The 26739-nt window shown below is 67.9% G+C and carries 22 protein-coding genes and 5 pseudogenes; 16 read left to right on the top strand and 11 right to left on the bottom strand.

Translation table 11 applies throughout. The features are described from left to right. Positions 1-62: 62 nt before the first annotated feature. Positions 63-1091, top strand: coding sequence for a hypothetical protein (locus JNW89_RS01745; protein WP_238447362.1), 1029 nt, complete (start codon positions 63-65; stop codon positions 1089-1091). 352 nt (positions 1092-1443) lie between these two features. Here JNW89_RS01745 and JNW89_RS01740 read toward each other — a convergent pair whose 3' ends face one another. Then, positions 1444-2037 (bottom strand): hypothetical protein, encoded by a 594-nt coding sequence (locus tag JNW89_RS01740; protein ID WP_238447361.1) that lies wholly within the window; start codon positions 2035-2037, stop codon positions 1444-1446. Beyond that, positions 2016-5216, bottom strand: coding sequence for an Ig domain-containing protein (locus JNW89_RS01735; RefSeq protein ID WP_238447360.1), 3201 nt, complete (start codon positions 5214-5216; stop codon positions 2016-2018). The genes JNW89_RS01740 and JNW89_RS01735 overlap by 22 nt, the downstream gene beginning before the upstream one ends. An 888-nt stretch (positions 5217-6104) precedes the next feature. On the opposite strand from JNW89_RS01735, the gene JNW89_RS01730 reads away from it, so the two are divergent. The 5 genes and pseudogenes from JNW89_RS01730 to JNW89_RS01720 all read left to right on the top strand — a co-directional run. Beyond that, positions 6105-6344: a hypothetical protein gene (locus JNW89_RS01730; RefSeq protein ID WP_238447359.1), complete on the top strand. Its 240-nt coding sequence runs from the start codon at positions 6105-6107 to the stop codon at positions 6342-6344. Beyond that, a pseudogene (locus JNW89_RS38470) lies at positions 6314-6379 on the top strand (hypothetical protein); the annotation flags it as partial. The gene JNW89_RS01730 and the pseudogene JNW89_RS38470, both read left to right, overlap by 31 nt. A gap of 9 nt (positions 6380-6388) precedes the next feature. Beyond that, positions 6389-6589: an SHOCT domain-containing protein gene (locus JNW89_RS01725; protein ID WP_238447358.1), complete on the top strand. Its 201-nt coding sequence runs from the start codon at positions 6389-6391 to the stop codon at positions 6587-6589. Between the two features lie 264 nt (positions 6590-6853). Further along, positions 6854-7090: pseudogene (locus JNW89_RS38465) on the top strand (GrpB family protein); the annotation flags it as partial. 252 nt (positions 7091-7342) lie between these two features. Then, positions 7343-7810 (top strand): annotated as a pseudogene (locus JNW89_RS01720) (transposase); the annotation flags it as partial. Between the two features lie 310 nt (positions 7811-8120). On the opposite strand, the gene JNW89_RS01715 reads toward JNW89_RS01720, so the two are convergent. After that, entirely contained in the window at positions 8121-8990 is an 870-nt protein-coding gene (locus JNW89_RS01715) for a YwqG family protein (protein WP_238447357.1), read from the bottom strand. Between the two features lie 206 nt (positions 8991-9196). Between JNW89_RS01715 and JNW89_RS01710 the strand changes: the two genes are divergently transcribed. Beyond that, a complete protein-coding gene (locus JNW89_RS01710) occupies positions 9197-9460 on the top strand; it encodes a hypothetical protein (protein WP_238447356.1) in 264 nt (87 codons plus the stop codon). Positions 9461-9744: 284 nt separating this feature from the next. Here the strand turns inward: JNW89_RS01710 and JNW89_RS01705 are convergent, their stop codons facing one another. From JNW89_RS01705 to fxlM, 7 genes are all read right to left on the bottom strand, one after another. Next, positions 9745-10203 carry a nucleotidyltransferase family protein gene (locus JNW89_RS01705; protein WP_238447378.1) on the bottom strand — a complete coding sequence of 153 codons (459 nt, stop codon included), beginning with the start codon at positions 10201-10203 and terminating at the stop codon, positions 9745-9747. A 145-nt stretch (positions 10204-10348) separates the two neighbouring features. Continuing rightward, positions 10349-10783: an NUDIX domain-containing protein gene (locus JNW89_RS01700; RefSeq protein WP_238447355.1), complete on the bottom strand. Its 435-nt coding sequence runs from the start codon at positions 10781-10783 to the stop codon at positions 10349-10351. A gap of 30 nt (positions 10784-10813) precedes the next feature. Then, entirely contained in the window at positions 10814-11596 is a 783-nt protein-coding gene (locus tag JNW89_RS01695) for a thiopeptide-type bacteriocin biosynthesis protein (RefSeq protein ID WP_238447354.1), read from the bottom strand. Positions 11597-11609: 13 nt separating this feature from the next. Then, on the bottom strand, positions 11610-12680 hold the full coding sequence (locus tag JNW89_RS01690; protein WP_238447353.1) for a lanthionine synthetase C family protein: 1071 nt from the start codon (positions 12678-12680) through the stop codon (positions 11610-11612). After that, positions 12677-15424, bottom strand: a complete 2748-nt coding sequence (locus JNW89_RS01685; protein ID WP_238447352.1) for a lantibiotic dehydratase — start codon at positions 15422-15424, stop codon at positions 12677-12679. Before JNW89_RS01685 ends, JNW89_RS01690 begins: the two co-directional genes overlap by 4 nt. 68 nt (positions 15425-15492) lie before the next feature. Next, entirely contained in the window at positions 15493-15648 is a 156-nt protein-coding gene (locus JNW89_RS01680) for an FxLD family lanthipeptide (RefSeq protein ID WP_238447351.1), read from the bottom strand. 12 nt (positions 15649-15660) lie between these two features. Beyond that, positions 15661-16902, bottom strand: coding sequence for a methyltransferase, FxLD system (gene fxlM, locus JNW89_RS01675; RefSeq protein ID WP_306344786.1), 1242 nt, complete (start codon positions 16900-16902; stop codon positions 15661-15663). Between the two features lie 542 nt (positions 16903-17444). On the opposite strand from fxlM, the gene JNW89_RS01670 reads away from it, so the two are divergent. Continuing rightward, positions 17445-18830 (top strand): helix-turn-helix transcriptional regulator, encoded by a 1386-nt coding sequence (locus JNW89_RS01670; protein WP_238447349.1) that lies wholly within the window; start codon positions 17445-17447, stop codon positions 18828-18830. Here JNW89_RS01670 and JNW89_RS37480 read toward each other — a convergent pair. Continuing rightward, positions 18803-19991: pseudogene (locus tag JNW89_RS37480) on the bottom strand (alpha/beta hydrolase family protein). The gene JNW89_RS01670 and the pseudogene JNW89_RS37480 sit on opposite strands and share 28 nt — an antisense overlap. Positions 19992-20998: 1007 nt before the next feature. On the opposite strand from JNW89_RS37480, the gene JNW89_RS01660 reads away from it, so the two are divergent. From JNW89_RS01660 to JNW89_RS01625, 8 genes and pseudogenes are all read left to right on the top strand, one after another. After that, positions 20999-22405, top strand: coding sequence for an APC family permease (locus JNW89_RS01660; RefSeq protein ID WP_238447347.1), 1407 nt, complete (start codon positions 20999-21001; stop codon positions 22403-22405). A gap of 5 nt (positions 22406-22410) precedes the next feature. Next, positions 22411-23427, top strand: a complete 1017-nt coding sequence (locus JNW89_RS01655) for an acetamidase/formamidase family protein (protein ID WP_255540271.1) — start codon at positions 22411-22413, stop codon at positions 23425-23427. Next, positions 23424-24100 (top strand): annotated as a pseudogene (locus JNW89_RS01650) (GPP34 family phosphoprotein). Before JNW89_RS01655 ends, JNW89_RS01650 begins: the two are co-directional and overlap by 4 nt. Before the next feature lie 61 nt (positions 24101-24161). Beyond that, positions 24162-24737, top strand: coding sequence for a GNAT family N-acetyltransferase (locus JNW89_RS01645; RefSeq protein ID WP_238447345.1), 576 nt, complete (start codon positions 24162-24164; stop codon positions 24735-24737). Between the two features lie 190 nt (positions 24738-24927). Further along, the gene (locus JNW89_RS01640) at positions 24928-25578 is read left to right on the top strand and encodes a hypothetical protein (protein ID WP_238447344.1); all 651 of its coding nucleotides are present in this window, start codon (positions 24928-24930) and stop codon (positions 25576-25578) included. 9 nt (positions 25579-25587) lie between these two features. Beyond that, positions 25588-25869: a hypothetical protein gene (locus JNW89_RS01635; protein ID WP_238447343.1), complete on the top strand. Its 282-nt coding sequence runs from the start codon at positions 25588-25590 to the stop codon at positions 25867-25869. A 57-nt stretch (positions 25870-25926) separates the two neighbouring features. Further along, on the top strand, positions 25927-26445 hold the full coding sequence (locus JNW89_RS01630) for a hypothetical protein (protein ID WP_238447342.1): 519 nt from the start codon (positions 25927-25929) through the stop codon (positions 26443-26445). A gap of 21 nt (positions 26446-26466) precedes the next feature. Next, the coding region (locus JNW89_RS01625; protein WP_238447341.1) for a helix-turn-helix domain-containing protein at positions 26467-26739 on the top strand (273 nt) is incomplete at its 3' end.

Below are 26739 nucleotides of genomic sequence, written 5' to 3'. Positions count from 1 at the left end.
CACCTGCCCTGCGGCAACGGCGATCCGCCGCCACCGCTGCCCTCGATACCCACGGAGGGACCGTGAGTTTCCGTACCGAGTCAACCCTCGCCGGCTATGCCCGCGCAGCAGTCGACCTACGCCTGCGCATGACCGAATACTCCCGCAGCCGATTCGCCCAGCAGTACCTGCGCGCGTTCCTCGAACCCCGTCTCGACCACGACCCCGACTACCCCAACCAGCAGGCCGACGTGCTCAGCGCGTTCAGCCGCGTCGCGCACGAACCGTGGCAGCACGGCGAGCCCTACGTCCTCGCCCCGGCCATGACGGCGATCATCGCCGCAGCCGCGCAAGCCCTCGACCTCACCGGCGACATTGTCGGCAACGACGTCGCCCCCAGCGACGCCGGCGTGCTGTTCCTCCCCGAGCCCATCTACGAACGCGGCGTGCACGGCGAGGTCACGTCCATCGGCGCCATCACCTGGGCCAAATGGCACAACACCGGCAGCGGCCGCACCGGCTGGTGGATCACCGGGTGGGCCGACCGCGACGACCCGCTCGACCCCGCCGCCGCCCGCCGCCGCCAGCAACTCGCCGAAGCCCCGGACCTCGCCGCCCAGTTCGGCCCCTACGTGCTGAACTCCTTCGCCGAAATCCCCATCGGCACCCCCATCGCCGCCATCGGAAAGGACCACCAGCCGGTCGACGGCGACTGGGAGACCGCCCCGGACGGCCGATTCTGCATCGACGAGTCAACGCTGCGGATGAGGGCCGTCGCGGCGGTGCTCTACACGTTCTGGCGTATCCAGGAACAACCGATCGCCACCGTCGCGGCCCCGCCGCTGGATCGACCCGCCCGCCGCCGCGCGCTACGCGCCAGTCTCCGCCACGACACCCGCGTGGTCATGCTCCGCCGCACCAAACCCGTCGACGGGCCCACCGACGGGGAAGCGAAGTGGCACTACCGCGTCCGGTTCCTCGTGCGCGGACACTGGCGACGCCTCGTCAACGCCGATGGGCAGCCCTACCGCATCTGGATCCACTCTTACATCAAAGGCCCCGACGGGGCGCCGCTGCTCCTCGGCGACACCGTCGCCGTCCTCGCCCGCTGAGCCAAGCCCTCGGCCTCGTCCCAACCCATCCAGCCAACGCGCTTCACACCTTGGTTCTCCCCGACCTGGGGACACCTTCCGCCCGCATTTGCTGAGTCTTCGATGTCCAGAAGGCCACCTCGATGCTCAACACCGACTACCTCATCGGTGTGAATGAATGCCGGGGCATCTCGCTGACCTGCGAAAATGGGCCGCGTTGCGCTTCGGCCGGCGCACACCCGTGCCGGGTTGTCGCGGATGTGCTTCGCGTCGACGGCCAGGTCAAGCACAGCGCGTGCTGTTCGGGGCAGTCAGGAGCAATTGGCGGTCCTCCACGCCTGGTAGTCGCTCTCCACCTTCGAAAGCCCGCAGTTCAGGGTACTAGTAGGTCGCTTCGTGGATAGTCGAGCGCCAACGGCGCATTATATGCGCCGACCGTCGTTGAGCAGCCGTCGTCGCAGTGACGAGTTTGCAGGTAGATGCGATTGTTTGCGATCTGCCAATGGACCCACTGTGTCGTGGAGCTGTTCGACCACGACCAGATAATGTGGCCGGATCGGCCATCAAGCACGATGACTCGCTCCGCGCGCCAAATGTCGTAGTTGGCCTCGTGGACGGCGATGTTGCCGTCCGCCCCGACGAGCAGGCGCCCGAATGAGAGGTCCCAATCGGAGGGCTGGTACTGCCAGCTGCGCTTCCCATCGCTGTCGAGCTTGGTAAGGGTGTCCGGCAAAGATCCACGGATGAAAAGACCGTCGGGACTCGTGTAGGCATAGCGCGCATCGCACACGTTCAGTGGCGTCTGCCTGACTTCGCCGTTGGGGTTGATACGGACAAGTGTGGTCGTCCACCCGCCAGGGTAGCAGTCGACGCCTGATGGTGCATCGCCATTAACGCCGGCATAGGTGTTGCCAATCCAGTCGGTGGGCCTTGCCTGAAACACATTCACCCCGTTCGGCAACTCCACAGTTCGCCTGAGAGTGCGTCGTATCCGTAGTAATGGATAGAGTAATGGCCTTCTACCGAATTGGGGCCAGTCCATGCCGTGACAAGAAGCCCGTCGCGGTAGGCGTCCAACTCTAAGGTGTCCCACATGGTCGGGGTCGGACTATGAGCTGGCATGACCCGGTCGAGGAATACCGCGCCGTTGGCCACGCGTATTCCCAGGAGATGCCGCCCCCGCGTCAGGTCCTCGCAGGCCCCGGTCAGTAGGTAAACATCACCGGTGGCACCAATATGGAGGTCCCGATCCGGTCCGGTCCTGCAACCCGGCAGAGCCGGTGATCGCCAAACGATCCCTACCTCTGGCCGGTAGGCGGCCAGCCTCCAGGTTTCGCCGAATGGTGAAACCCAGTCCCGCGACGCGAAGTAGAGGGTGCCGTCGGGTCCGACGCCAACTTGGTCACCGGGGCAGGTCTGAGGCCAATGCTCAGGATCCCCTGGCAGACTTCCACGCAACGTCCCGTCGGGATTGAAGGTCGACAAGACGGGTTGGGTGTCTCCGAACTGGTAGCAGGTTTTCAAGGTCAGGGCGGAATCGGCGTGGGTGAGCATGCCCTGAGGGTCCGCGTCGTTAGGGAGCTGTCGCTGCCACATGGGTGCGGGATTGGCCGGCGGCGGGTCACCGCTACCTGAGCCGCCGGCGGTCTTGATGAGGATCTGGACATCGCTGGTGACTGTGTGGCCCGCTGCGTCCGTCACCTCGACAACGGCCCGGTACTGGCCGGCTGCCGTGGGGGTCCCGGTGATGCCGGTGCCGGAGAGCGTCAGGCCGGAAGGCAGGCCACCACTGGCGATGCGGGTGGTGAGCGGCGCGGATCCGCCGGCTATCTGTAGCGGCGCGCTGTAGGGCTGCCCGACGGTTCCTGCGGGCAGTTCACCGCCGGTGATCGACGGACCGGGCCAAGCGCCACCGGCGTGAGACAGCTGGAATCGCAGCACGTCGAAGGCGGCAAGAGTGTAGGAGACCTGTGTGAACCAGAGGTCGACGTCGAACGAGCCCTCGACGGTGACGCCCAGGTCAGTGCTCCACCAGGGATTGGCGGTGGGAGACAGGGTGGTCTCGGCGAAGAGTCCGCCGAAGAAGGCCGGGCCGGCAGCTCGTGCGAACTTGAGCGACGCCTTGGGCCCGAAGGCCACTCGTAGCTTGCCGGTCGCGGACACAGTGGGTGGTGTGAAGGAGCCTGTAGCGGTGCCCTGGTGAATCCAGTCGACACCCTGTCCGTCCACGTACTCGGCTCCGACGGTGATCCTCCCACTGATCTTGACGGTGTCGGTGACCCCGGCGGCAAACTCCACCTTGAGTGTCGGCTGAATAGACGGCACGAAACCCCAAATTGTGCCTAGAGGGATCGATGGGCCTACCCCGAAGGAGCACTTGACCGACGCGGGCGCGGTGATCGCCACGGCTCCTGCGACTTCCAGTTCGAACGCGACTCGCAGCCGCTTCAACTTGCCCAATCCCCAGGATGCGTCGAGGAGGACCCGGGCGGAAACGTCGATAGCGATGTCCGTTCGAAGCACATAGCCTGCACAGGGAGTGGTGCCCGCGGCAGCGGCTCCTATCCGTAGCTGGCCGTCGTCGCCGGCCAATAGTCGGCCTGCTAGGGACTTCGCCGCTGATGCGGGGGCCCCTGCTGCGAGGGCACGGGTGTCGGCGCTGCCGGAGATACTGCCGGAGGGAAACGCATCCTCAAGTGACACTGGTTCGGTACGAAGGATCGTCTGTCCGGATCCGCTCTGCTGGGTGGAGGTCACTCGGGCAAGGATTCCCGCTCCGGTTGTGGGGCTCGGAGGGACGAACATAGCCTCACCCACTCCCGGTGCCGCACCAGTCATGGTGACTGCGTCCGAGTCCGGTGACATGCTGACCACCTGCCGCACGTCAACCACTTCTGTTGTCGCCGGCTTTTCGAGACTGGCCGCAACCCCGGCGGAAATCCACCCGACGACGTCGGCAATGAGATGGGTGGAACCGGTGAGATTGTGAAGAGACACCTTTCCGCGGGCCCCGACCTTTGCCACGACAAGATTCGGCGCTGTCTGGCCCTTAACGAGATTCAAGGTGCTGCTGGTTGGGCGGCTCTCACCGGTGGGAAAGACGGTGACAACGGTCGACGCAGTGGGCTGCGTGCCAGTCAGGTTGAAGACGACCGCGCCGACGCCATCGGCCGGCACACCGCCCCGACCAGTCACCTGCACATCGATCGTCTTGCCCGCACCGACAGGATCCATCGTGCTGGCTCCCAGCCCGGACCGGGTGTCGAGTAGACGGACTGGGGAAAGGCCCACATAGTCGGCGCCGACCGGCATCCATCCGAGCACGTCGGCGATGAGATGGGTGGAGCCGGTGTTGTTGTAGAGAGACAGCTTCCCGCCGGCCCCGACCTTGGCCACGGCCAGATTCGGCGCTGTCTGCCCCTTGGCAAGGTTCAACGTGCTGCTGGTTGGGCGGCTCTCACCGGTGGGAAAGACGGTCACAACGGTCGACGCAGTGGGCTGCGTGCCAGTCAGGTTGAAGACGACCGCGCCGACGCCATCGGCCGGCACACCGCCCCGACCAGTCACCTGCACATCGATCGTCTTGCCCGCACCGACAGGATCCATCGTGCTGGCTCCCAGCCCCGACCGGGTGTCCAAGATCCTGGCGGGTGAGAGGCCTGTGAGATCGGCGCCCCGCGCGAACCAACCGACGACATCGGCGATCAGGTGGGTGGAGCCGGCGTGGTTATACAGGGCTACTTTGCCTCCGGCTCCGACCGTGATGATGGCCAGATTTGGCCTCGTCTCCCCCGCCGTCAGGTTCAAAGTGCTGCTGGCGGGTCGGCCTTGCCCGGCCGGATAGGCGGTGATGTAGGTCGAGGCGGTCGGCTGGGTGCCAGTCAAGTTGAAGACGACGGCACCGACGCCATCGGCAGGCACACCGCCACGACCAGCTATCTGCACCTCGATCGTCTTTGCCGGGCCGACAGGGCCCGTCGCGCTCGCCCCCACCCCCGAGCGAGTGTCCAGCAGGCGACTCGGTGATAGCGGGGTGTAGCTGCGGTCCGTGAAGTTGACGGTGCTCGTCAGCTGCTGCCGAGCCGCAGGAGTCGGTGTGACCGAGGCGGCAACTAACAGGAGGCAGGTGATGATGATTGCTGTCATGGTGCTGTGGGCCAGCCGACGGTTATCCACGCGCGTCGCTCCAAGCGATCGGATTAGAAGCGACTGTAGAAGCGGAAGCGACGGGAATCATCGGCCGAAAGGCGTCAACGGACGAACGACCGCAGCAACTCCCCCGGTTGATCGGCGAATGTCTGTGACCCGCCGGTTGCTGGATGCCGCGGCCGGACAGGGTGCCCTCTTCTCACACCGGAAATACGGCGGCGCTGGCTGCAAGACCCCCAAGGAGATCCCGGTCGCCGGAACTACAACAGAACCCGCCTGCTGGCTTCGCCTGCTCCCTGTTCGGCCTTCGCCGAGACCCCTACGACGACACCGTGGTCGGCGCTTCCCCTGTGGTCCGGCCGGGCCGGACGCGGCTAGGCGTCCGGCCGCCACGGCTAAAGATCAGGAGCCGTTGGCCATCTGATCCGGTTCCACCGACGACCGGCGCCAGCTTGGAAGCAAAGAGACCGGGTCCTCTTGTCATCTGACCACTCCGATTCGGGGCCGCCATCCCAAGCCCGCTCGTGGCAGTCGTCATTGGGCTCGCAGCGAAGACGGGCTGCAGCGGCAGCCCGCACGGTTCCCGACGATGGCCGGTCGTTGCCCAGGTGATGGCCAGCGGAAGGCGTCAGCGGCGCCGGCTGTCGGCGAGACGCCCGTTGGCGTGCGTCTCGCCCCGCGGAGGCCGCGGCGGCCAGTAGCGGCGGACGGTGCGTTCGGACCGGCCAATCCGCGAAGCGATCTCCGCCGGATGCAGCTCGGGGTCGCGGCGGTGCCAGTACTCCGCAAGGTCATGCAACACGTCCATTCCGCCCGGTTGGCGGATGGGCTGGCGATGCGCCAGTCCTGGACACTGGCGGTCCTGCCCATTGCAAGGGGGATCACATGGCGAAGCTCGACAAGCTCGTTGAGCAGGCCCGCGCTCACTTGGAGCCGGGCGAGCAGATCGAGGCTGCGGTGCTCGGCGCATACGACACGAAGATGATGGGGCAGTCCACCGTGCGAAACGGTGTGATGCTGGCAACCGACCGCAGGCTCGTGTTTTCGCGAAGAAGCTCGGCGGGCACGACCTCGAGTCATTTCCGTATGCCAACATCTCGTCGTTTGAGTCGAGCAAGGGTTTGATGGGGCACTCTTTTCGGTTTGCGGCCTCGGGTAACGACGTCAGCTTGAAGTGGATCAACACCGGTGACGTCGCCCGGTTCGCCGAGCTGCTGCGCGCGCGGGCCGGGCAGCGACCCGCCGCAACGGCTGTCCCGTCCCAGCCGGATCCGCTGGACCAGCTGCGCAAGCTCGCCGAGCTGCGCGACGCCGGGATTGTCACTGCGGAGGAGTTCGAGGCGAAGAAGAGGCAGTTGCTCGGCCTCTGACGCGCAAACGCCAACCGCAGTGCGCCTGCTCAGCAGTAGAGCCAACCCACCTCGGCTCGCGGTTCAGGTCAGACCGGCGCCGAGCGGGCCCTGCGCATCGGTCCGAACCGCGACGAACCGGCATCCCCTGGCAGAATGACCGTCCTGCCGGACAGCCACGGCAGCGACTCAGCGAGGCCGAGCCCCGGTCTACCTTGATCCCTATGACGCAGCCTGGCCCTGGCGGTCTGCCCAGGAGCCCATCCTGACCAGCGAGGCCAGTCCATGATCACCGGCGTCGTCCACCACGTAGGCAGCACCGCAGTGCCGAGGCCCGCCGCCAAGCCAGTCATCGACATCATCGTCGGCGTGGCCGACATCGTCTCGTCGCGCCCCTGCATCGAGCTGTTGAAGCCTCTGCTCTACTGGTACTGGCCGTACCGCGCTGAAGTCATGCACTGGTTCTGCAAGCCCCACCCCAGCCAGCGAGCCCACCATCTCCACCTGGTGCCGACCGGCTCGCCGCGTTACCTCAGAGTGATCAGCGGTAGCACCGCCAGGCGTACGGATCGTCGGAATTCGATGTCTGTGCGTAGGCGCCGGAATCGTACGTGTCGCGGCAGGCGACGTCCATGTCGACAATGGACGTGGAGAGAAGCCTCGTACATTGCCAACGGCCGTCGTTGCGGGGGTCCGCTGAGCCTCCGGTGTACTGGTCGCAGTACCGCTGGGCCATGTTCGCCACCCCGCGGCTGCTCGATGGGCCGAGCAGGACATCAGGAAATCAAGGACGCGGACTTCGACCTTCGGCTGATGATCGGCGAGACGGCACCCGAGTTGCTGGAGCAGCCTGGCGTAGGCACGGAGGTCGCGGCTCAGCTACTCGTCACCGCTGGCGACAACCCAGAGCGGATCCGCAGCGAACGATCGTTCGCTGCCCTCTGTGGGGTTTCGCCCATCTCCGCCAGCTCGGGTCGCACAGACAGGCACCGCCTCAACCGAGGCGGTGATCGAGGGGCGAATCTCGCCTTGCACATGATCGCCCTGAACCGACTACGCACCGACGAGCGCACCCGAGCCTACGCCGAGCGACGACGCGCCCAAGGGCTGAATCACCTGGAAATCATGCGCTGCCTGAAGCGCTACATCGCTCGCGAGATGTTCGCCCTGGTCAGAGCCGCACTGAAGGTCCGGAACAGTGTGCCTCCCCCGCTGATCGACGACCTCACTCTCGCAGCTTGACGCTTACAGGAGCATCAGCCGCAGGAGTGGCTGCGGCGCGCCAAGGGCTTTGGTGAGGAAGCTGTGCTGGTCGGCGAGGCCGCCTCCCGGCTGCTGGCCACGGCCATGTGCAGGAGGAGCAGCTCGGCCGCAGGCCACCGACCACCGGTCCCCGCGTCAACCAGTTGGCGCGGGGACGGCTGCGCCGGCATCCAGCAGCAGACGACAGAGCAGCTCTTCCGACCTGGCTCGCAGTCCGGTAGGGCGCTCCACCTTGTCCCCGTCCGTGGAGGCTGGAAGGTGTGGCGACTGCCCGGCGAGGAGATCCCTCTCAGTAGCACTGCCATGTAAACGATGCCGCCTGCCATCGCTCGGCGGCCAGATCATCGCGGCGGATGAGCCAGTACAACGCTCCGCGGTCACCCCACGCCATGTCCGCGTGGTCGTCGCTGTCAATTTGGGCGAGCAGCGTCCATCGCTGCGCTTCCTGATGTAGGGCCGGATCGTCGTATGCCACCCGGCCACTGAGCTGCACTTGTGCGACGTCGATCTCGACCGAGCCCTGAATGGGGTCTGCGTAGCCGCCGACCCGGTGCTGTGGGCCGAGCTCCAGGCTGAGTTCGCCCATTGCCATCCGGAACGGGTCACTGTTCATCGGATCATCCATGAACGCTCGGTCCTCGTCGGAGACACGGTCGAGCGCGGCTCGGAGGGCTGGGTGTTCCCAGTCCGGCCCGCTCGCGATGACATCAGCGGCGAGTCGAACGAGGGGATATTGATGGACGCCCTCAGGCGGCTCGCGCTCGGCGGTCTGCGTACCTGGCGGTAGGTAGACCACTCGAGCGCCTGCCTGTGTCTCCGGTGCGGACGACTCGATCACCGTTCCGTCGTCCCACCTGGGGTGACGGTAGAAGAACAAGAGAGTGCCCTCCGCTGGCAGAGCGATGTCGAGCGCATCAGAGGGCAACTGCCCGCAATCGATGCTCGCGACAAAGCTCAACGGCCCGTGGCCTTCCCGTAGCGGCCACGAAACGTCCTCGGGAAGAGCGGGAAGTCCACCTAAACGTGCGACGTCGGGCTCCGTAGACTCAGCGGGTCGCAGGTGCAGGGCAGGCCGGATGAGCGCGATCCACTCGCCGGCGACAGCAGCAGGTAGGTGGCGACGTGCCAGCGTCGCCAAGGGCACATCCGGAGCAACCATGCCCGCATCTTCTCAGCTTCTCGATCAAGCTCGTCAATTGCGCGTACAGCCATCCGTACAGCCAAGCCGGCCCACGGAGGCAGGTGACGAGCGACAGCGACCGACGAGGCGAGCAGTCAGCTGCAGTAGCCGACGCCGGCCGACAGCAGTCTTGATCTCTGCAAAGCAGGGGCCGAGACTCTGTGAAGGAGGTGACTGTGACTCGGATGCTCATCGCTGACTCCTTCACGGTTCCTCGTGTTGGCGTGGTGGTCACGGGGCGCCCAGAGCTGGGGGACATCCGCGAGGGCGATCTCCTCTGGCTGAGCGGGGGCCCGGTGCGGCAGAGGGTCACCGTGCGCGGCGTCCGGCACTTCTGTGCCAGGTTCATTGACCCGCGGGTTGCTCCGGCCGGCGTAAACACCTCCCTGGTCCTCGACGGCGTTGCCGATGGCTTGGCTCTTTCCGGCCTCTGGCTGTCGTCCGAGTAGACCGAGATGACAGCAACGGCGCTGGACCTAACGATCCCGTTCGCCCACGTCACCCGGACCCCTGTTGTCCCAGCCCAGGACACCCGGAGCACACGAACCCCGGTTTGCGACCGGCGGTCGGCCGCGGTAACCCGCGCTGGTACCGGGTGACCCGGGTTGGCAGCCGCTGGAGAGCACACCTCGCACATCATCCAAGATCATGGTGTGCCGTCCGCTCTCCCGGTCCCGGAGTCGCCGGCCGGCAGGAGCGCCTCGGTGGCAATCCGCGGGCTTCGAGCGCTGGCTCAGGTCACGACGCGGACGCCGGGCCAGCGTTCGGCGGGGCGGTGGCGGGCGAGTCGTTGCCGGGAGACCTCCGGGCTGACTCTGGCCGGGTTGCGCCGCCACACCCCGTCGAGCAGGTCGTCGAGGCCGTGCGGCGCGCAGACCACGATCTGGCCGTGCGCTTCGAGGCGTACGGCCACGGCGGTGGCGTATTCGGGCCAGGTGGCGACCGCGTCGGTGATGGCGCGCAACGGGGCCACCGGGTCGCCGCCGAACTTGGTCGGATACCAGGTGTGCACGCCGGCCAGGTCCTTCGCCTCCCACGGCGGATCCGACCAGGTCGCCACCAGCCGCCGAGTGGCCCGGTCGTCGTTGCCGCGGCTCAGGTCCGCCAGGTCGAGGAAGACAACATCGACATCACACACCGATGACGGGTCGAACCCGTCGCCGTACCGCTCGGCCCAGACGAGGTCGCGGATGGCGCCCGCGCCAATCTAGGCGTCCGGCAGGCCGGAGTCCCGAACGACGCCCAGCGCCCGCACCAGCCACGGGCTGCGCTGGACCAGATCCCGCAGTTCGTCTTCCCGCATTGGTTCCCCTGGTTGCCGCTGTTGGGATTCCTAGTCAGTCGAACAACCGGCCCACGAGGGCACCCTGGCCGGACTGCAGGACGTGCGCGGCCCGTAGCGGTATCCAGAAGCACTCGAACCGGGTGGGCTCCCGCTCGCCGTCGTGGTCTTCCTGGCTCGCCCAGCGCTCGGGCGTCGCCCCGTGCAGCGCCAGCTCAAAGACGTGGCGACGCTGGATCTCGAAGCGGAGCGGACTGATGTCGTACTCGACCTCCCCCAGCTTGCGCACGACGCTGAAGCCCCTCAGTCCGGTCTCTTCGCGGGCCTCGCGCAGCGCCGCGTCCGCCGGGTCCTCACCCGGCCGGACGCTGCCGCCCGGAACCTCGATGCCCACCTCCTCGTAGCTGAAGGCGGTGTGCCGGAAGACGAGCAAGTGCCCGTCCCGCACGACGTAGCAGAGAACCTTGTTGGTAATCACCTTCTCGGGCATGGCGCCTTCCTCCTCTCATTCCTGATGCGTCTACCCGCGGTCCGGCAGGCGCGGATCGGGCAGACCGAAGATGGCTTCCTGGGCTGCTTGGGCGAGGGTGGCTTGGGTGGTGGCGGGTAGGCCGAGCCTGTTCCAGTGAAAGATCACGTGCAGTGCGATTACTGCCCGTAGGCCACGGGTGAGGCTGCCCCGTTCCCGTTGGCGATGTAGGGCTGCGCCAGCGTTCTCGAACGCGGCGTGCCAGTCGCCGGTGGCGCGAGGCGCGCCGAGCAGCAGGCTCCGAACGTCTCCGGTGAAGCTCTCCCACCTGCGGGCATCGGTTGTGGGTGCTTGGTTGAGGTGTGCTGCGCGGTGCTCGACGACTTGTGCCCATACGTCGCCTTGCTCGTTGAGGTCCAGTGCTGCGGCGCGCATCAGGGCGGTGCACAAGATGAGGGAGTGTTCGCGCCGGGTGGTGTGGTGCTGGTGAAGGTGGGTGAGAAGGTGGCGGCTGTCGTGGTGGAACAGCGTGTGCGCGGTGATCATGGGGTCGTGGCCGCCGAACGCGTGAGTTTCGGGTTCGTAGATGTCGCCGGTCCAGGTGGCGCCATCGGTGAGTAGCCGGCGGGCCTGGTCTCCGCTGTCTGGGCTGTTCGTGAGGAGGTAACGGATGCGCCAGGCGCCTTTGCGGATGAACCACCAGCAGGTGATCAGGCCGGCGGTCTCGGCGGCGGGAAGCACTCGGCTGAGGTGGGCGACCGCCTGTTGCTCGCGCTCGCGGGCGGTCTGGCCGGGGAAGGTGATGTTGATCTGATGCCAGGGGGTGTGGTCCACAACGGCTCTTTCGTCAGGTGAGAAGGAGACAGGCGTCCCAGGCGGTGGCGGCGGCGGTGACAAGGTCGGCTCCTGCCTTCCCGTCGAGCAGCCCTTCGGGCTCATTGGTGGTGGGGGTGGCCTGCCGGTGGAGATCGTTGACGAGATCGAGGGGTATGGGGGTGAGGGCATCGGAAGCGATGCGGCGGGCGGTGGCCAACAGTCCGGCGGTGCCGTGACACAGGCCTCGGTCGGTGAGCCGACGGAGTTGTTCGGGGTCGGTGACGCAAGTGGTGAATGCGGTCTCGGCGAGATGCTGGCGTGTGATGTCGTGCAGGGCGTGTGCGGCGAGTTGCTGGGCGCGGGCGATGCCGGGGGTGCCGTAGCACCAGGACGGCCGCAGCGGGGTTTGTTGGGCCGGTGGCCCGCGGCGTAGGTCGGTGAGGGTGATGGTTTGCGGCCACCAGATCGCACCGCCGGTCTGCTGCTGCCAGGCGTCCAGCCATCGGCTGATGCGGTTGATCGCCGTGGTGTGTCCGGCGACAGTGATGCCGTCGCAGAGGGTCAGGGCGAGCAGCGCCAGCGGGCCGATGATGCCGTGGGCCATGCCGAAGTTCGCGTGACCGCCGACGGGCAGTGCCTGGCGGCGTTCGGGCCCGTTCCAGCACCACCAGCCAGGCAGCTCGCCTCGCGGTTCGGTCAGCCGGACGAGGTAGTCCAGGACCTGACGGAGCAGGTCGTGATCGCCGAGCCGGCGTAGAACGACGCCGAGCCCGGTCAGCCCGCGGATGAGGTCGTACTCGGCGTAGTGCGGCTGCTGGTGTCGGTCGATGCGGCGGTGGGCGGCGTCGAGCCGTCGGCGGGTCACCGTGGCGGTGCCGTGGGCGGTGGCCGCTCGTGCCTGGGCCAGGCCCGGGTGGTCGGTGGTGGCGAGGACGAACGCGAGCGCGGGAGCGCCGTAGAAGAGGCTGGCCCCCTCGGCGATGCTCACGCCACCGGCGCTGGCGTCGCGCAGTGCCTCGTACGCTGCGGTCCGGTTGCCGGTTTCCAGGTGCAGCAGTGCGATGCCCGCCGCGCCGTCGGCGAGGGACTGTCCCGCGGTCACGGCTTACGCCCGGCGAGGGTGGTGCGGGCGATGGTTCGGGCCAGCCGCAGGCAGTGCCGTTCGGAGGCGAGGTCGACACCGATCATGCGGGCGTGGCGCAGGTGCAGCAGGTCACCCAGCACCTCGTCGGGGTCAAGTCCGTCATCGACGACCAACGACCGGTAGGCGGCCAGCGCTGCCGCGAGTCGCTCGTCATGCACTGGGCGTCGGGCATGTTTGAGCTGGGCGGGGTCGAGGCGGGGACCGGTCCGGTGGGCGACGTGGGTGGCGAGCCAGCGCGGCCCGTCGCCGGTGAACCCGTCGGCGATGGCGATCATCCCGGCGGCGGTGGTGGCTTGTCGGTCGCCGGTGAGCCTGTGCAGGGCGGCACGGGAGTCGGCGGCGAACACCCGCTCGGCGGCGGCGAGGGTCGCTGCGGCACCGTGGCGGGTTTCGGGGCGGTACGGGTGCAGGCTGTAGTCGTGTACGAGGGCGTCATCGTGCAGGTGCTGCACCCAGCCGGCGAGATGGCGGGCGGTGTCGGCGAACCGGCCGGTGTCCGGAATTGGGATGCGCAGCCGCAGGTGCGGCTCGGGGTGGGGATACCGCAGGAACCACCAGCCGGTCGGTAGGTGGTCAGCGGCGCGGCCGGCGAGGTCGGTCAAGATGTCGTCGAGCCGACCGTGGAGGTGTGCCTGCAGCCACTGTGACCGCCCAGGCCAGTGCTGAACAGTGGTGGGGGTTCGGGCTGGTCGGGCTGGTCGGGCGGCTGGCGCGGGGTGGGTGAGGGTGAGCAGGAGTTCGGCGGGGCGGTCGTCGATCCAGCCCGCTGGCTCTGGAGCCTCGGTGATCGCGGTGCGGGGATGTCGGTCGAGGTGGTCGCGGAGGACCGTCAGGTGGGCGTGGTCGTCCAAATCGAGGCGTAGGCGGATGTCGTCGTCGCCGACAAGGACCTGCTGGGGGATGTGCCGCTGGTGGCGGTGTCGCTGCCAGGCGGCGCGCCACTGCGGCCATGCGGTGCTCGGAGCGGGAAGCGTGGTGTGGTCGATGATCCAGCGGGCGGGGTGCACGATGGTGCGTCCGCGCCGCAGGCGAGGTAGGAACGGCAGGCCGCTGGCGTGTCCCCAGTCGAACCGGCTGCACGGTGCCGTCCACGCGGTCCAGATCTCGGTCAGGAACCGCATCAGCGGCTGCTGCAGCGTGGGCAGCAGCACGCTGTTGAACAGCAGCGGTTCGACAGGCTGACCGGTGTCCAGCGATACCAGCCACAACCGGCGGCCGTCGCCGGTCACCCCCAGATCCTCGACCGTGCACGGCGGTGCCGGGTGGAAGTCGCCGACAGGAAGGACGGGAAGCAGCTCGGGCGTCCGGGCCACTGCGGTGAGACGGGCGTCCAGCGGGGGTCCGGACAGCTGCACCGTGGCCGCGCCGGGCAGGGCGGTCGGCAGATGCCGGTAAACCTGCTCGAATCCGGCGAGTTCGGCGGGGGTGAGCAGATGCAGGAACCGGGCGGCGGCGACGCCGGCGTGGCGGGACCCGCTGAGTACCGTCAGGGTGAACGCGCCGCGGTCCAGATCGTGCGGGGCGTCGGCGGCGAGGGCGAACCGCAGTTCGGTGTGCGGAATCGGCGGCCGGTCGTCATCCCCGCGCAGCCGGTCGATCAGCGCGTCGTCGAGCACCACCTCGGCGCAGCCGTCGAGTGCGGCCTGCTGCGCGAGCTGTCCGAGCAGCCGGTCGCGGCTGGTGAACAGCGCTGGGGCGCGACGAGTGGATCCCCGGTAGCCAGCCGGAAACCCCAGCACGTTCAGCACCTCACGGATGGGAACAGCCGCTCCTGGACCCCACCGCTCGATGAACGCGTTGTGGTACTCGGTCCATCCGGCCGCATACGGCGGCGCTACCGCCGCGAGTGTCGACGCGGCCCGCTCCGCCTCGTGCAGTACCGGCGGGGGCAGAGTCACCGCGATGTCGGCGCGTAGATCGACGGCGACTCGGTTGCCCGGTGCCGTGACGGCGTGGTGGCGGGTGACGTGTGCGGCCGGGTCGGTGGCGGTCATGGGTGGGCGTAGGGCCGACAGCAGCACGCCGTTGCGGACCAGTTCGACCAGCAGCCGCTCGGCGGCGGCGATGCTGGCGGGCCCGGCGATCGTCGCGGCGAGTTCGGCGAACCTAACCGGGGACCGCGCCGCCTGGATCGCAGCCCGGATCGGTCCGGTCAGGCGGATTTCGACGTCCCACCGCCGATCGGCGCTGGCGTGGGCACAGGGCAGCACCCACCTGTCGCCGCGCCGGTATCCCAACGAGTTCGTCACCACCGCGACGGTGCGCAGCGTGGTCAGGTCCTGTTCGGCCCGCGCGGTGTGCTCGGCGACGAATTGGCCGTCGGGGCGGGAGACCGCACGATGGGCCTCGCCCAGGCGGACCGACGCGCGAGCGCCGAACTGGACCGGGGCCACGCCGGCGAACGTGCCGAACGGGGTCGCACGGGTGGTCCAGCGCAGCAGGTACCGGACCGCTGACTGCACCAGGCGCCGCAGCCGCTGCAGTGACATCGGCTCACCGCTCAGAGCCCGTTGGATCTGGTCGGCCAGCTGCGGCGCCGCGCAGGCGACGGCCGCCGCGAACCCGGGCAGCGTCCACGTCGTGTCCAGCCACTCGCGCCACTGATCCGGATAACCGAGGGCCAAATCGGGCCAGGCAGGCAGCACGAGGCCCTTTGGGTAGGCGGCGATTCTGATCAGCGCCGCACCAGCTGCGGGAACCATGAGGCACCACCGAATCGACGGGCCCGGCGCGCTCGACGCCGGGCCCGATCATGAGAGGAACGGATGGGTCAGTTGCCGCCGTCGCACTTCGTGGTGCAGGCGTTGGAACCGGTGTTGCCCGAGCCGCACCCGTCGTCGGTGGCGGTGGCGTAGCCGCCCGCGGTGGGGCCGGCGTCGACCAGGCTGACGTCCAGGGCGAACTCCGAGGCGTCGATTTCGTTCACGTGCGTTCCCTTCTATGCGGGGGTGAAGGTGAGGACGAAGCGGCAGTGCCGCTTGTCCAACACCGTCCCGGCCGGCAGGTCGCCGTCGGGAGTACCAGCGGGCAGGACGTGCAGCACCGGCGAGGGGCTGCCCGCATCCAGCCACGCGCGCATCTGTCCGACCATCCGACCGGCCGCCGCCGCGGCATCGGGCCCATGCGCACAAGCACCCAGGTCGAACATGTCGTCGTCGTTCCAGCGCAGCGTCGAGCGGTAGCAGAACGCGCCGTTGTCGAGGGCGGCCGGTGTGCCGAAGCGCCACGCCGGGGCGACGACGCCCGCATCGACCGCCTCCTGCTGAGCCGTGAGAACAACAAACTGCTGTCCCGCATCGGTGATGCGGGCCGCCAACCACAGGTCGAGATCAGCCAGGACGGTACGAGGGGGCAGGCTCACCCCGGCCCATGCCTGCGTCTGCGGCTGCGCCAACAGCTCACCGACAGCGTGGCGATTGACCTGCTGGTCCTCGTCCAGCCGCAGGTGCACCCCGTCAGCGATGTCGACGTACCGCACCTCATGCGCCCCGGCGCCCTGCATCGACACGAACCCGCACAACCGCTGGCTGTGGCTGACCAGCCGGTCCCCCGTCCGACGCATCGCCCACGAGCGGGTCATCCCGAACGTCCGCAGCGGTACGACCAGCGTTCCGTTCTCGGCGAGCTGCGCGGTCCAAGCCGGGGGAACGTCCCACGCCCCGACCGTGACGATGATCAGATCGTAGGAGTGGCCCGGGCCGATCGGCTGCTCGGCGTCCGCACACACCACCGCCACGTCGTCGTAACCAGCCGCTGTGAGGCAGGCGGTGGCCCGGTCGGTCACCTCGCGATCGATGTCTACGGTCGTGACCGAGCCCGACGGGCCGACCAGCTCGCGCAGCAGCGCGGCGTTGTACCCGCCGGAGCCGATCTCGACGACGTGCCGGCCGGGCAACCCGCCGTCGATGGCGTCGACTGCCTGACCAAGCATCTCCGCGATGAGCCACGGCGCCGACACCGAGCTGACCGCCTCGTCGCCGATCCGCTTGGTCACCACCGCCTGGTCGGCCCGGTACGCCTCCGTCAACGCGGCATCCGGAGCGAACAGATGGCGTGGCACGGACCGTAGCGCCGCCTCCACCTCGGGCCGCATGATCAGCCCTTTCGCCGCTTGATCAGCGACGAGCTGATCGACCATTGCGGCATGGAGGTCCTCGCCGCTCGCCGTATCGACACTCATTCGGGTGCTTCCCCTTTCCATCAGGGCCTCCCGATCGGATGGCCCGCCGTTCCGCTCTTCTCGGCTCAACAGCGCCTCAAGCCGCTGGACTCGCCAAGTCACATGGAAGTCTGATGTCGATGTGGTGCCGGTCGAAGGTTGCATCCTGCTGGCGCGCCTAGATGCCCTAGCCATATGCGCGGATGCTCGTCCGCATGATCGCTCGCACGGTGGCAAGGCCGAGGGCGCAGCCGGCGTGAGTCAAGATCACGGCGGCGGAACGATCTCCTGCTCCACTGCAACCTCCCGCGCAAGTTCAAGTCAGGGGCGGATCTGACGAGTAGCCACCGCCCGTCTCCACACTCGCCCGTCGAGTCGGTGGAGTGAATGCCGAGCATGCGGACGAAGCGGTTGTCCGCATGTGGGCCGTCGACCAGCGTCACCCGCACCTACGCATCTCGGTGTTCTTGGTTGCGCCGCGCTGAACACTGAGTGACCCTATGTGCGCGACATCCATGCTGCTCATCGCCGTGGTGGTGCGAACAGTCTGAGGAGGCGGTGCTATGGGCCAGACCCCGCGGATGCTCCAGCCGTCCCTGTCCGAGCGCCACTTCTTCGGTGCCGAGTTGCGTCGGCTGCGGGAGCGGGCCAACCTTTCGCAGGCGCGACTCGGCGCGATGATCCGCTTCAGCGCCGACCTGGTGCGTCGGGTCGAGACGGCGGACCGTTTCCCGTCACGGGAATTCGTTGAAGCCTGCGACAGGGCGCTGGCGACCGGAGGGGCCTTGACCCGCCTGCTACCGCTTCTTGAGGGAAGTCGCGCCAATGAGGGTATGCGGCCAACTTCGCCGAGCGGTTCTAGCAACGTCGACACCCTGCTGCCCATCCAATCGGCGGAGACGCCTGGGGTGGCGGACATGGTCGTCCGTGTTCCGTTTCAGCCAGGCGTTCTTGACCGCGCCGCGCTGGACTGGCTGAACGCTGCGGCGGGACCCCGCCTGTCCGTGGCCGGACGACCCGGCTCGCCTGACCAGGTTGACGAAGAGGATCTTCACTTGGCGGAGACCGCTCTGGCGATGTTCCGGCAGTTGGACCACACCTACGGTGCCGGACGAGTCCACGTTCAGGTGCAGCGGTACGTCGAAGGCGAACTGAACCGGCTGCTGGCGAGCACCCCCACCTCCGAGGCGGTCGGCCGGCACCTCTACACGCTGGCGGCGGGATTCTTCGAGCTCTGCGGGTACCAGGCGGTCGACACCGGCGCCCATGGCCTCGCCCAACGCCGCTACCTTCGCGCTCTACGTCTGACGGAAGCCGCCGCCGACCGCCTGTACGGCAGCTACCTGCTCGCCGTGAACATCGGCCACCTCGCACTGCACTGCGGGCACCCCGAGCCGGCACGGAGGATGGCGCTGACGGCGGTGAGAGGGAGCGAGACCCAGGCGACGCCCGCTGTGGCAGCCGCGCTGCACGCGGTGGTGGCGCGCACGCACGCCCGCCTTGGACGCGAAGGCGAATGCCTGACCCACCTCGACATGGCGGAGAAGCAACTGGCCCGCAGCAAGCCCGAGGACGAGCCAGCGTGGATCCGGTACTTCGACGCGGCGTACCTCGCCGATGAGATCGCCCACTGCTTCCACGACCTGGGCCGACCGCGGCAAACCCAACGGCACCTGGGCGACGCCCTCACCGCGCTGAGCCCCACCCACGTCCGGCGACTCGCCATCGACACCGCGCTCCTGGCCTCGTCACTGGCCGCCGCCGGCCGCATCGACGAAGCCTGCGCCGCCGCACGCCAGGCAGTTGACCACGCCGCACGAACTACCTCACACCGCTGCCTGCAGCGCATTGTCGAGGTACAGGCTGACCTTGAGCCCTACCGGTGTGAGCCGGAGGTCCGCGAGTTCGGCGAGTACGTGCGTCATCGGCTACCGCTGGCCGCTGTGTAACCCCTGTTGATCGTTGGCCGCATCCGCCATCACTGAGCGGTAGTGAGCCAGCTCCGCCTCCAGCGCCGCGCCTGCTCGACGGGACGTCGCCACATAGTGACCAACGTCAGGGAGGAACAACACCTCGGGCGCCATGCCGAGAGAGCTCAACTCGTGGGCGAGTTCCCGTACATCCTCGACCACGGCCACCTCGTCGGCGGTGCCATGAATGAGCAGCACCGGCCGTTGGACTGTGGCGGCACGGACTCGGCCGGCACCACCTCGCAGCCGCATCGCGTGCGCCCGCTGGAACCGAGGCACCGTCTCCACCCACCGGTCAGGATCCACGATCGCCGACACGGCGGTAGCGGCGGCGAACGGGCCGTCCTGTGCCACCGCGTGCAACGCGGTGTATCCGCCGGCGCTGGCACCACGGATGAACACCTGCCCCGCCACCGCCCGCCCCGTCGACAGCAGGTGAACCGCCACCGCCGCGCAGTCATCGACATCGTCCAGACCCCACCGGCCGTACAGCGATTCCCGGAACACCCGGCCGTACCCGGTGCTACCCAGGTAGTCGACATCAACGACGGCGAACCCGCGACTGGTGAAGAACTGCGCCTGCCAGTCCAAGCGCAGCAGACAGGAGGCGGTAGGCCCAGGATGCGCCCGAACGATCACCGGTGCCCGCCAGTCCGCAGCCGAGCCCGTCGGCGGATACACCAGAGCAAGCACCTCCCGACCACTCGCCACCTGAACGCGCAGCTCCATCGGCGTCGAAACTCGCGCCCCGTCGAGTCCGGCGTGCTCCGACCTGGCAAGCACCTCCACCTGGGGATCGGCGTCAGCCAGGTCGATCAGCGCGACCTGCGGGGCTGCGGTCGGTGACGATCCGATCAACGCCACCGTCATCCCTCGAACGGCCAGGTACGGCTTGATCGACGTGTACGGAAAGTCGACCGGGCGGACAGTGCCGTCGCTCTCGATGACAACAATGCGGTGTCGCGGCCCCTCCTGCACCGCCACGACGATCCGGCCATCGTCGAGGAAGCCGTACGACGCGTAACCCAGCTCCCACGGCTCCGCGGCGCACTCACCCGCGATCGGTGCCACCGCCTCCACCCGGTGGCCGTTCCATCGGTAGAGGTTCCACCAGCCACTGCGGTCCGACACGAAGTACAACGCCCCGTCGGGTCCCCACCGCGGCTCCACCGCAGACTCATCCGGACCGCCAGCCAGTCTTACTGCGCGCTCGACCGAACCACGCGGCGAGTAGGAGGCCACCCACACCTCACACGCATCCCAGGGCATGTCGCGCTCGCTCCACGCGGTCCAGGCCAACCAACCCAGACCCGACCGAGGCGCACCGAGGAACCCGCGGGACGAGGCGAGAGTCCGCACCTGCGGAGCACCGGTGAGCGACACCGCGACGAGTTCGTCACCCTGCCCCGACTCCCGCACAGCCAACAACTCGCCGTCACCGATCGTCAGGTCACCGAAGCATCCATGGCTGACCAATTCGAGTTCCCCGCCGTGACGACGGCTCCGGTAGAGGCCATCTCCGCCAACGCACCAGAATGTCCCCTCGGCGACAGCGAATGATCCGCCTCCGTACGCGTGAACGCCGCTGGCGATATCGAAGCCCTTCGGACTGACATCACGCTTGCCCTCGCCGGGCCGCCAACGCGTCACCGTCGTACCCCCGCCGGCGTCGGGGCGAGTCTCCAGCCAGTACAGGCCGTCATCACCGGTACGCAGTTGGTCATAGGTCACCGAGGCGCGGACGGCGTCGTCCACCGACACTTCAGCGTTCCTGTCCGCCAGCCTCACGGGTCCTCCTCGAACAGCTTCCACGCGCGACCGGACGACGGCGGGCTCGTCAACCAGTCGCCGGGGCACCGGCAAGGCCAGGAAGTCTCTCGGTCCTCCGGGCCGGCGCGAGTGCTCAGACGTGGCGACTCTACGCCCGGGCGCCTTGCCCCTGCCGCTGGATGTCGGCCTCGCAAACTGCCCGCCGGCCCGTTCGTTTTCGCGGAGGCAACGTCGATGCGGACAACAGTTATTGTCCGCATCTTCGGTATCGACCAAGCCATTCGAATCGAGACACCATTCAGAGCGGAAAGGCCATTCACGGGCGGCGCAGCAATCAATGCTCCGTCCCCCGATAACGACCTCAATGGAAGGGTCCGATGCAACTACAGGAGGAATTGGGGCGCTACGGCTATCGCCAGGAGTTGGCCCGGAGGCTGCGGTTCCGGGACCTGGTCGCGTACGGGCTGGTGTACATGGTGCCGATCGCGCCCATGGCGATCTTCGGCAGCGTGTACGCCGGCTCCGGCGGCATGGTGGCTCTGGCGTACGCGGTCGGCGTGGTGGCGCTGGTGTTCACCGCGTTCTCGTACGCGCAGATGGTCAAGGCGTTCCCCATTGCGGGAAGCGTCTACAACTATGCGGGCCGCGGCATCAGCGCGCCGGTCGGTTTCTTGGCTGGCTGGGTGATTCTCCTCGACTACGTGCTGGTGCCAGGCCTGCTCTATCTCGTGGCGTCGGTGGCGATGCACGCCACGGTCCCGACGGTTCCGGTCTGGCTGTGGCTGCTCGGGTTCGTCGCGGTCAACACGATCGTCAACTCGGTCGGCATCCGAATGACCGCGATGGTCACCCGAGTCATGCTCGTCGGCGAACTGATCATCCTGGCGATCTTCCTGGCCGTCGCCGGCTGGGCCCTCGCCTCGGGCAGGGGCCGGCTCAACTGGGATGGGTTCTACAACGCCGACACCTTCACCTGGCCCCTCTTGGCGGGAGCGGTGTCGATAGCGGTGCTGTCCTTCCTCGGCTTTGACGGCATCAGCATGCTGGCCGAGGAAACCAAGGGCGGCTCCCGGCAGATTGGCCGCGCGATGGCCGCCGTCCTGATCTTGGCGGGGGTGTTGTTCATCGCGCAGACGTGGCTGGCCGCGATGCTCATCCCCGACTCCGGCACGCTCCTCGCCCAGGGGGATCCGAACGGCACCGCCTTCTACCACGCCGCCGCCGTGGCCGGTGGAGGCTGGTTGGCCACCTTGTGCGCCGTCTCGACGGCCATTGCCTGGGGGCTGCCGAACTCGATGGTCGCGCAAGTCGCCACCTCCCGGCTGCTGTACGCGATGGCCCGCGACCGGCAGCTACCCGGCTTTCTGGCGAAGGTGTCGCTGCGACGCAGCGTCTCCATCAACGCCACCCTGCTCACCGGCGCGGTGTCCCTGATCCTCGGCCTCTACATGGGCACCCGCACAGACGGGATCACCCTGCTGTCGTCGCTGATCAACTTCGGGGCGATGGTCGCCTTCCTCGTCCTGCACGTCTCGGTGGTCGTGCATCACCTCGTCCGCCGCCGAAGCCACCACTGGTGGGCGCATCTCGTCATGCCGGCGGCCGGGTTCGTGATCCTCGCCTACGTGCTGATCAACGCCAACATCGCCGCGCAGCGTCTGGGGCTGGCCTGGCTCGCCCTCGGCGTGCTCGTCCTCGCCGGCCTCTACGTGACCGGCCGCCGGCCGGCGCTGTCCGGACTGGCGCCGGTCCAGCCGCTGCGGCGCGACATCGAGCGGGTGTGAGCGCCATGGGCAAGATCGTGTACCGGCCGGTCCGCGACGAGCTGGCCTACACCTTCGGCGGCCGGATGCCGGTGGCGCACCTGCGCTCCGGTGACATGCTGCAGGTCTTCACCGAGGACTGTTTCGGCGGCCTGGTCCGCGGACCGGCCGATCTCCCCTCGCAGACATGCCGCATGCCCTACCTCAACCCCGTGTCCGGCCCGTTCTTCGTCGAAGACGCCGAGCCCGGCGACACCCTCGCCGTGCACATCTGCTCCATCGTCCCGGCCAGGGACTGGGGAATCTCGACGACCTTCCCGCACTTCGGGGCGCTGACCTCCACCACGCACACCGCCACCCTCCAGCCGCCCCTCGAGGAACGGGTATGGGTGTATCGCATTGACCGGCGCGCCGGCACCGTGCGGTTCGCAGCGACGGACAGCGACCACAGCATTGACCTGCCCCTCGAGGCGATGATCGGCACGATCGGCGTCGCCCCCGGCGGATTCGAAGCCCGCTGCACGATCGTCGGCGACATCCACGGCGGCAACCTCGACACCCCGCAGGTACGCGCCGGAACCACCGTCTACCTCGGGGTCAACGTGCACGGGGCGATGCTCGCCCTCGGCGACGCCCACGCCCGCCAAGGCGACGGCGAAGCCTGCGGCGCCGGCATCGAGATCGCGGCCACCGCCACCCTCATCGTCGACGTTATCAAGGGCGAACCCACCCTGTGGCCACGGCTGGAAACGGACACGTCGATCATGTCCGTGGGATGCGCCCGACCCCTCGAAGATGCCTACCGCATCGCCCACCACGACCTCGTCGGCTGGACCAGCCGGCTCACCGGACTGCACGTCCTCGACGCCTACCAGCTTGTCTCCCAGATAGGCCGGGCGCCCATCGGCAACGTCTGCGACCCGAACTACACCGTCCTGGCCGCAGCCGACAAGGCGCTACTACCCGCAGCCGCCGCCCCGTACGACGGGACGCACGGCCGGTTGCAGCGGCTCACCGCCGCACAGCAGGAGGGCAGCCGATGAGCCTCCCACTGCCCCGCCTGCCGCTGCGCGACGAGCTCTACCTGCTCAGCCACGACGACGACACCGGTGAACTCCACCTGCACCAGCGGGCCCTCGCTCTCGGCCTCGCCGGCGCCGTGCTGATCGACCTGTTCCTCGCCGGACGCATCCACCTCGGCCCCCGCGACGGCGCCCGGCCCGGCACCGACCGGCGCATCCGCCTGCACACCGACAAACCCGTCGGCGACCTGATCGCCGACTCCGCTCTCGCCTCCATCCGCCACGCTTCTCCGCCGCTGAAGATGTGGCTTCGGACCTCCTCCACCGACATGTACGACCGGACCCGAGCCGGGCTCGTCGCCGCAGGCATCCTGCGTCAACACAGCCGGCGACGTCTCGGCGGCCTCCTCCGTACCGACACCTACCAGGCCACCGACAGCAAATGGGCAGTCGTCGCCCGATCCCGGCTGCGCTACCTGATCGCCGGCCGGGAACAACCCGACAACCACACCGCCGCCCTCGCCGGCCTCACCGCAGTCCTCGGACTCGCCGAACACCTCTACCTCGACCACGACACCACCACGGTCACCACACACCTGACGGCGATCGCGACCAGCACTACCAGGCGGTACGGGACATCACCACCGCCGTCGACGCCACCATCGGCGACCTCGCCACCGCCGCCTACCGCTGACACCACGCACAAAGGATCTACGCCTCGTGCCGTACGCCCTGCCCCGCATCCGCCCGGCCCGGTGGGCCGACAAACACGCCGTCGCCGCCCTCACCGCCGACGCGCTTCACACCCAGCCACTCGGCGCCTGGCTCGTGCCCGACGAGCACCATTCCAGGCGCATCCTCACCGACGTGCTGGAAATTTGGGTCGAACACGCCCTGTTCTTCGGCGAAGTCACGTCACCGACAACCTCACCGCAGCCACTGTCACCTTCCACCGCTACCGACCCATCCCCCCACCAGCCCCATACCAGCAACGCCTCCGCGCCGCCGCCGGGCCTGACACGAAACCCTTCGACCTGTTCGAGGCATATCTCCACAGCAACCGCCCCGGCACACCCCACTGTCACCTCGCCACCCTCGCCGTCTTGCCGGCACACCAGCGCCAAGGCCTCGGTGACACCCTGCTCGCCTACCACCGCCAACGACTCGACCGCATCGGCCTGCCGGCCATGGCAGAAGTCCCGCCCGCGTCCCGCCGCCTCTTCAGCCGCAACGGCTATCTCCCGCAGACCGAAGTCTTCCTCCCCGGCGGCATCAGGCTCCAGCCAATGACTAGCCCGGGAACCTCTTCTGCCCGTCCACCCTCTGGCTAGAACCACCTCGACGCAGCCCACCCCGGATGCCACTATCTCTGAAACCGCATCCTGGTCTCCTGCCGCCGGAGCAGAGGGTCCGGCATCTACGGGACCCCATGAGCCGGCGGTCTTCACGTACGGTGGTCCTGCTTCGCCGTGACGGGCGAATCACATAATGCACTCGTTGTGCGAGGGGACCCGGGGGACGATGCAGCGAGACAGACGGAACGCACGCCTGTCCCTGGCCAGCCTCGACTTCCTCGGCAGCGACGTGGAGCTGCGGGCCCAAGCCCAGCAGGCATACCTGCAGACGGATTCCCGGCAGACGCCAGGCACCCACACAGGCAAGGACTCGACTGGGTCCGTCACGGTGCTCATCGACGCACATCGCGACGTCGAAGACGTGTCCATCGCCCACGACTGGCGCCGTCAGCTCGGCGTGGGCGGACTCGCCGACGCACTCTTTCAGGCCTACACCGCGGCACTGCACACCGCACTTGAGGCGACCGCGCTACAAGAATTGCAGACGGACCAGGACGCACCACCGCCGGCGACGCCGGCCTCCGGCGCCGCTCAAGATCAGGAAGTCGACGAGCACCTCTGGCTTCGCCGAACCTGGCGCACTCTGCACGAGATCGACGCGGACCTCCAACGGTTAACCCAGGAGCCGAACGTCGAGGCCGAGCAGGCAATCTCCAGCCCATACGGTTCCCTGGCGCTACGTCTGCGCGGCGGGAGCATCGTAGCCATCACGCAGGACGTCGGCCGCATCGCACGCATGGATGCGGGCCAGGTGCAGTTCGAGGCCCGATCCCTGTTCCGGACCTACACCCTGGCCCGCTCCCGGAACCGATCCTGAGGTGCACGCATGAACGAACTGAACGTCATCACCGACGCCGTCCGCGACGAGGGCGGCAAGTGGCTGAAGCTGTCCGACCAGATCGCCGCTATCAAAAGCACAGCCGAGCAGCTTCACCTCGACGCATCGGCCTTCTTCATCGGCGACGCGAACGTCCTCATCCACTCGGTGGCGTACCGGGACTTCCACACCTTCATGATCGACATCCTCGGCGGGCCGTCACCGAGTTCGAGCAGATCGGCGGAGCGCTCCGGCGCATCGCCGACGAATACGACCGCGCCGACGAGGTAGTCGCCCTCGACCTCAACAAGATCTACACCGTCTGACGACGAAGGACACGAACACCCGATGCAGCCTGGAAACTCCGACCTCGAGTACGGCGAGCCGTTCAACATGGCCTTCGACCAGATCCGCTCGGGCATCGACACCGCCGTCGGCAAGTTCAACGAGATCGTCGACCAGGTCAAAGAGTGGAAGTGGCTCCTCGGACCGGCGGCGCTCTGGTGGATCAAGCACAACCTGGACGCCACCCGCAGCGCTCTGAACGCCGTCCTCGACCAGGTCGATCGGGCCCTGGAGCATCAACTGCCGGTGCTCTCGTTGATCAATATCAGCTTTCGGTGGGTCAACGACGTGAAGAGGCCCGTCTCCGACCTGTCATTCGTCACCACGGAACCAGTCGACGAGAACTTGGCCAAGTGGACCGGCGACGCGGCGAGCGCTTACAACGCCAAGGCCGTCAAGCAGAAGGCCGCCGTCGACGAATCCGTGCTGAAGTCGGAGTTCATCAGCCAGTGGCTGTTCAAGATTGCCAAGGCGAACGTCGACTACGCCGTCGAACTAGTGTTGTGTCTCGCAAATAGCTAGCCGTTTTAGTAGGCTCTGGACGTGACACGTTCTGCCGCACCACTGGTGCTCGAACCCGGCCAGCGGGAACTGCTGGAGTCTCTTGCCAAGTCGCGTACGGTCGAGCATCGGCTGGTGCAGCGGGCGCAGGTGCTGCTGCGGGCCGCGGACGGGATGTCCAACGCCGACAATGCGGTGCTGGCTGGGGTGACCCGGGTGACGGTGCGGGCGTGGCGGTCGGAGTTCGCCGAGCGTGGGCTGGCCGATCTGGGCAGGGTCGCGCCGGGTCGTGGCCGTAGGGCGTCGATTCCGCAG

It is taken from the genome of Micromonospora sp. 4G55 (genome assembly GCF_016803375.1).
This window is presented reverse-complemented; position numbering and strand designations above follow the sequence as displayed.

What these genes read in the sequence shown, in the direction of transcription:
- fxlM (WP_306344786.1), bottom strand. Translation starts at nt 16,902, where the DNA reads ATGAGTGTCGATACGGCGAGCGGCGAGGACCTCCATGCCGCAATGGTC.
- JNW89_RS01730 (WP_238447359.1), top strand. Translation starts at nt 6,105, where the DNA reads ATGGCGAAGCTCGACAAGCTCGTTGAGCAGGCCCGCGCTCACTTGGAG.
- JNW89_RS01670 (WP_238447349.1), top strand. Translation starts at nt 17,445, where the DNA reads ATGGGCCAGACCCCGCGGATGCTCCAGCCGTCCCTGTCCGAGCGCCAC.
- JNW89_RS01735 (WP_238447360.1), bottom strand. Translation starts at nt 5,216, where the DNA reads ATGACAGCAATCATCATCACCTGCCTCCTGTTAGTTGCCGCCTCGGTC.
- JNW89_RS01660 (WP_238447347.1), top strand. Translation starts at nt 20,999, where the DNA reads ATGCAACTACAGGAGGAATTGGGGCGCTACGGCTATCGCCAGGAGTTG.
- JNW89_RS01715 (WP_238447357.1), bottom strand. Translation starts at nt 8,990, where the DNA reads ATGGTTGCTCCGGATGTGCCCTTGGCGACGCTGGCACGTCGCCACCTA.
- JNW89_RS01640 (WP_238447344.1), top strand. Translation starts at nt 24,928, where the DNA reads ATGCAGCGAGACAGACGGAACGCACGCCTGTCCCTGGCCAGCCTCGAC.
- JNW89_RS01630 (WP_238447342.1), top strand. Translation starts at nt 25,927, where the DNA reads ATGCAGCCTGGAAACTCCGACCTCGAGTACGGCGAGCCGTTCAACATG.
- JNW89_RS01700 (WP_238447355.1), bottom strand. Translation starts at nt 10,783, where the DNA reads ATGCCCGAGAAGGTGATTACCAACAAGGTTCTCTGCTACGTCGTGCGG.
- JNW89_RS01710 (WP_238447356.1), top strand. Translation starts at nt 9,197, where the DNA reads ATGCTCATCGCTGACTCCTTCACGGTTCCTCGTGTTGGCGTGGTGGTC.
- JNW89_RS01685 (WP_238447352.1), bottom strand. Translation starts at nt 15,424, where the DNA reads ATGGTTCCCGCAGCTGGTGCGGCGCTGATCAGAATCGCCGCCTACCCA.
- JNW89_RS01635 (WP_238447343.1), top strand. Translation starts at nt 25,588, where the DNA reads ATGAACGAACTGAACGTCATCACCGACGCCGTCCGCGACGAGGGCGGC.
- JNW89_RS01655 (WP_255540271.1), top strand. Translation starts at nt 22,411, where the DNA reads ATGGGCAAGATCGTGTACCGGCCGGTCCGCGACGAGCTGGCCTACACC.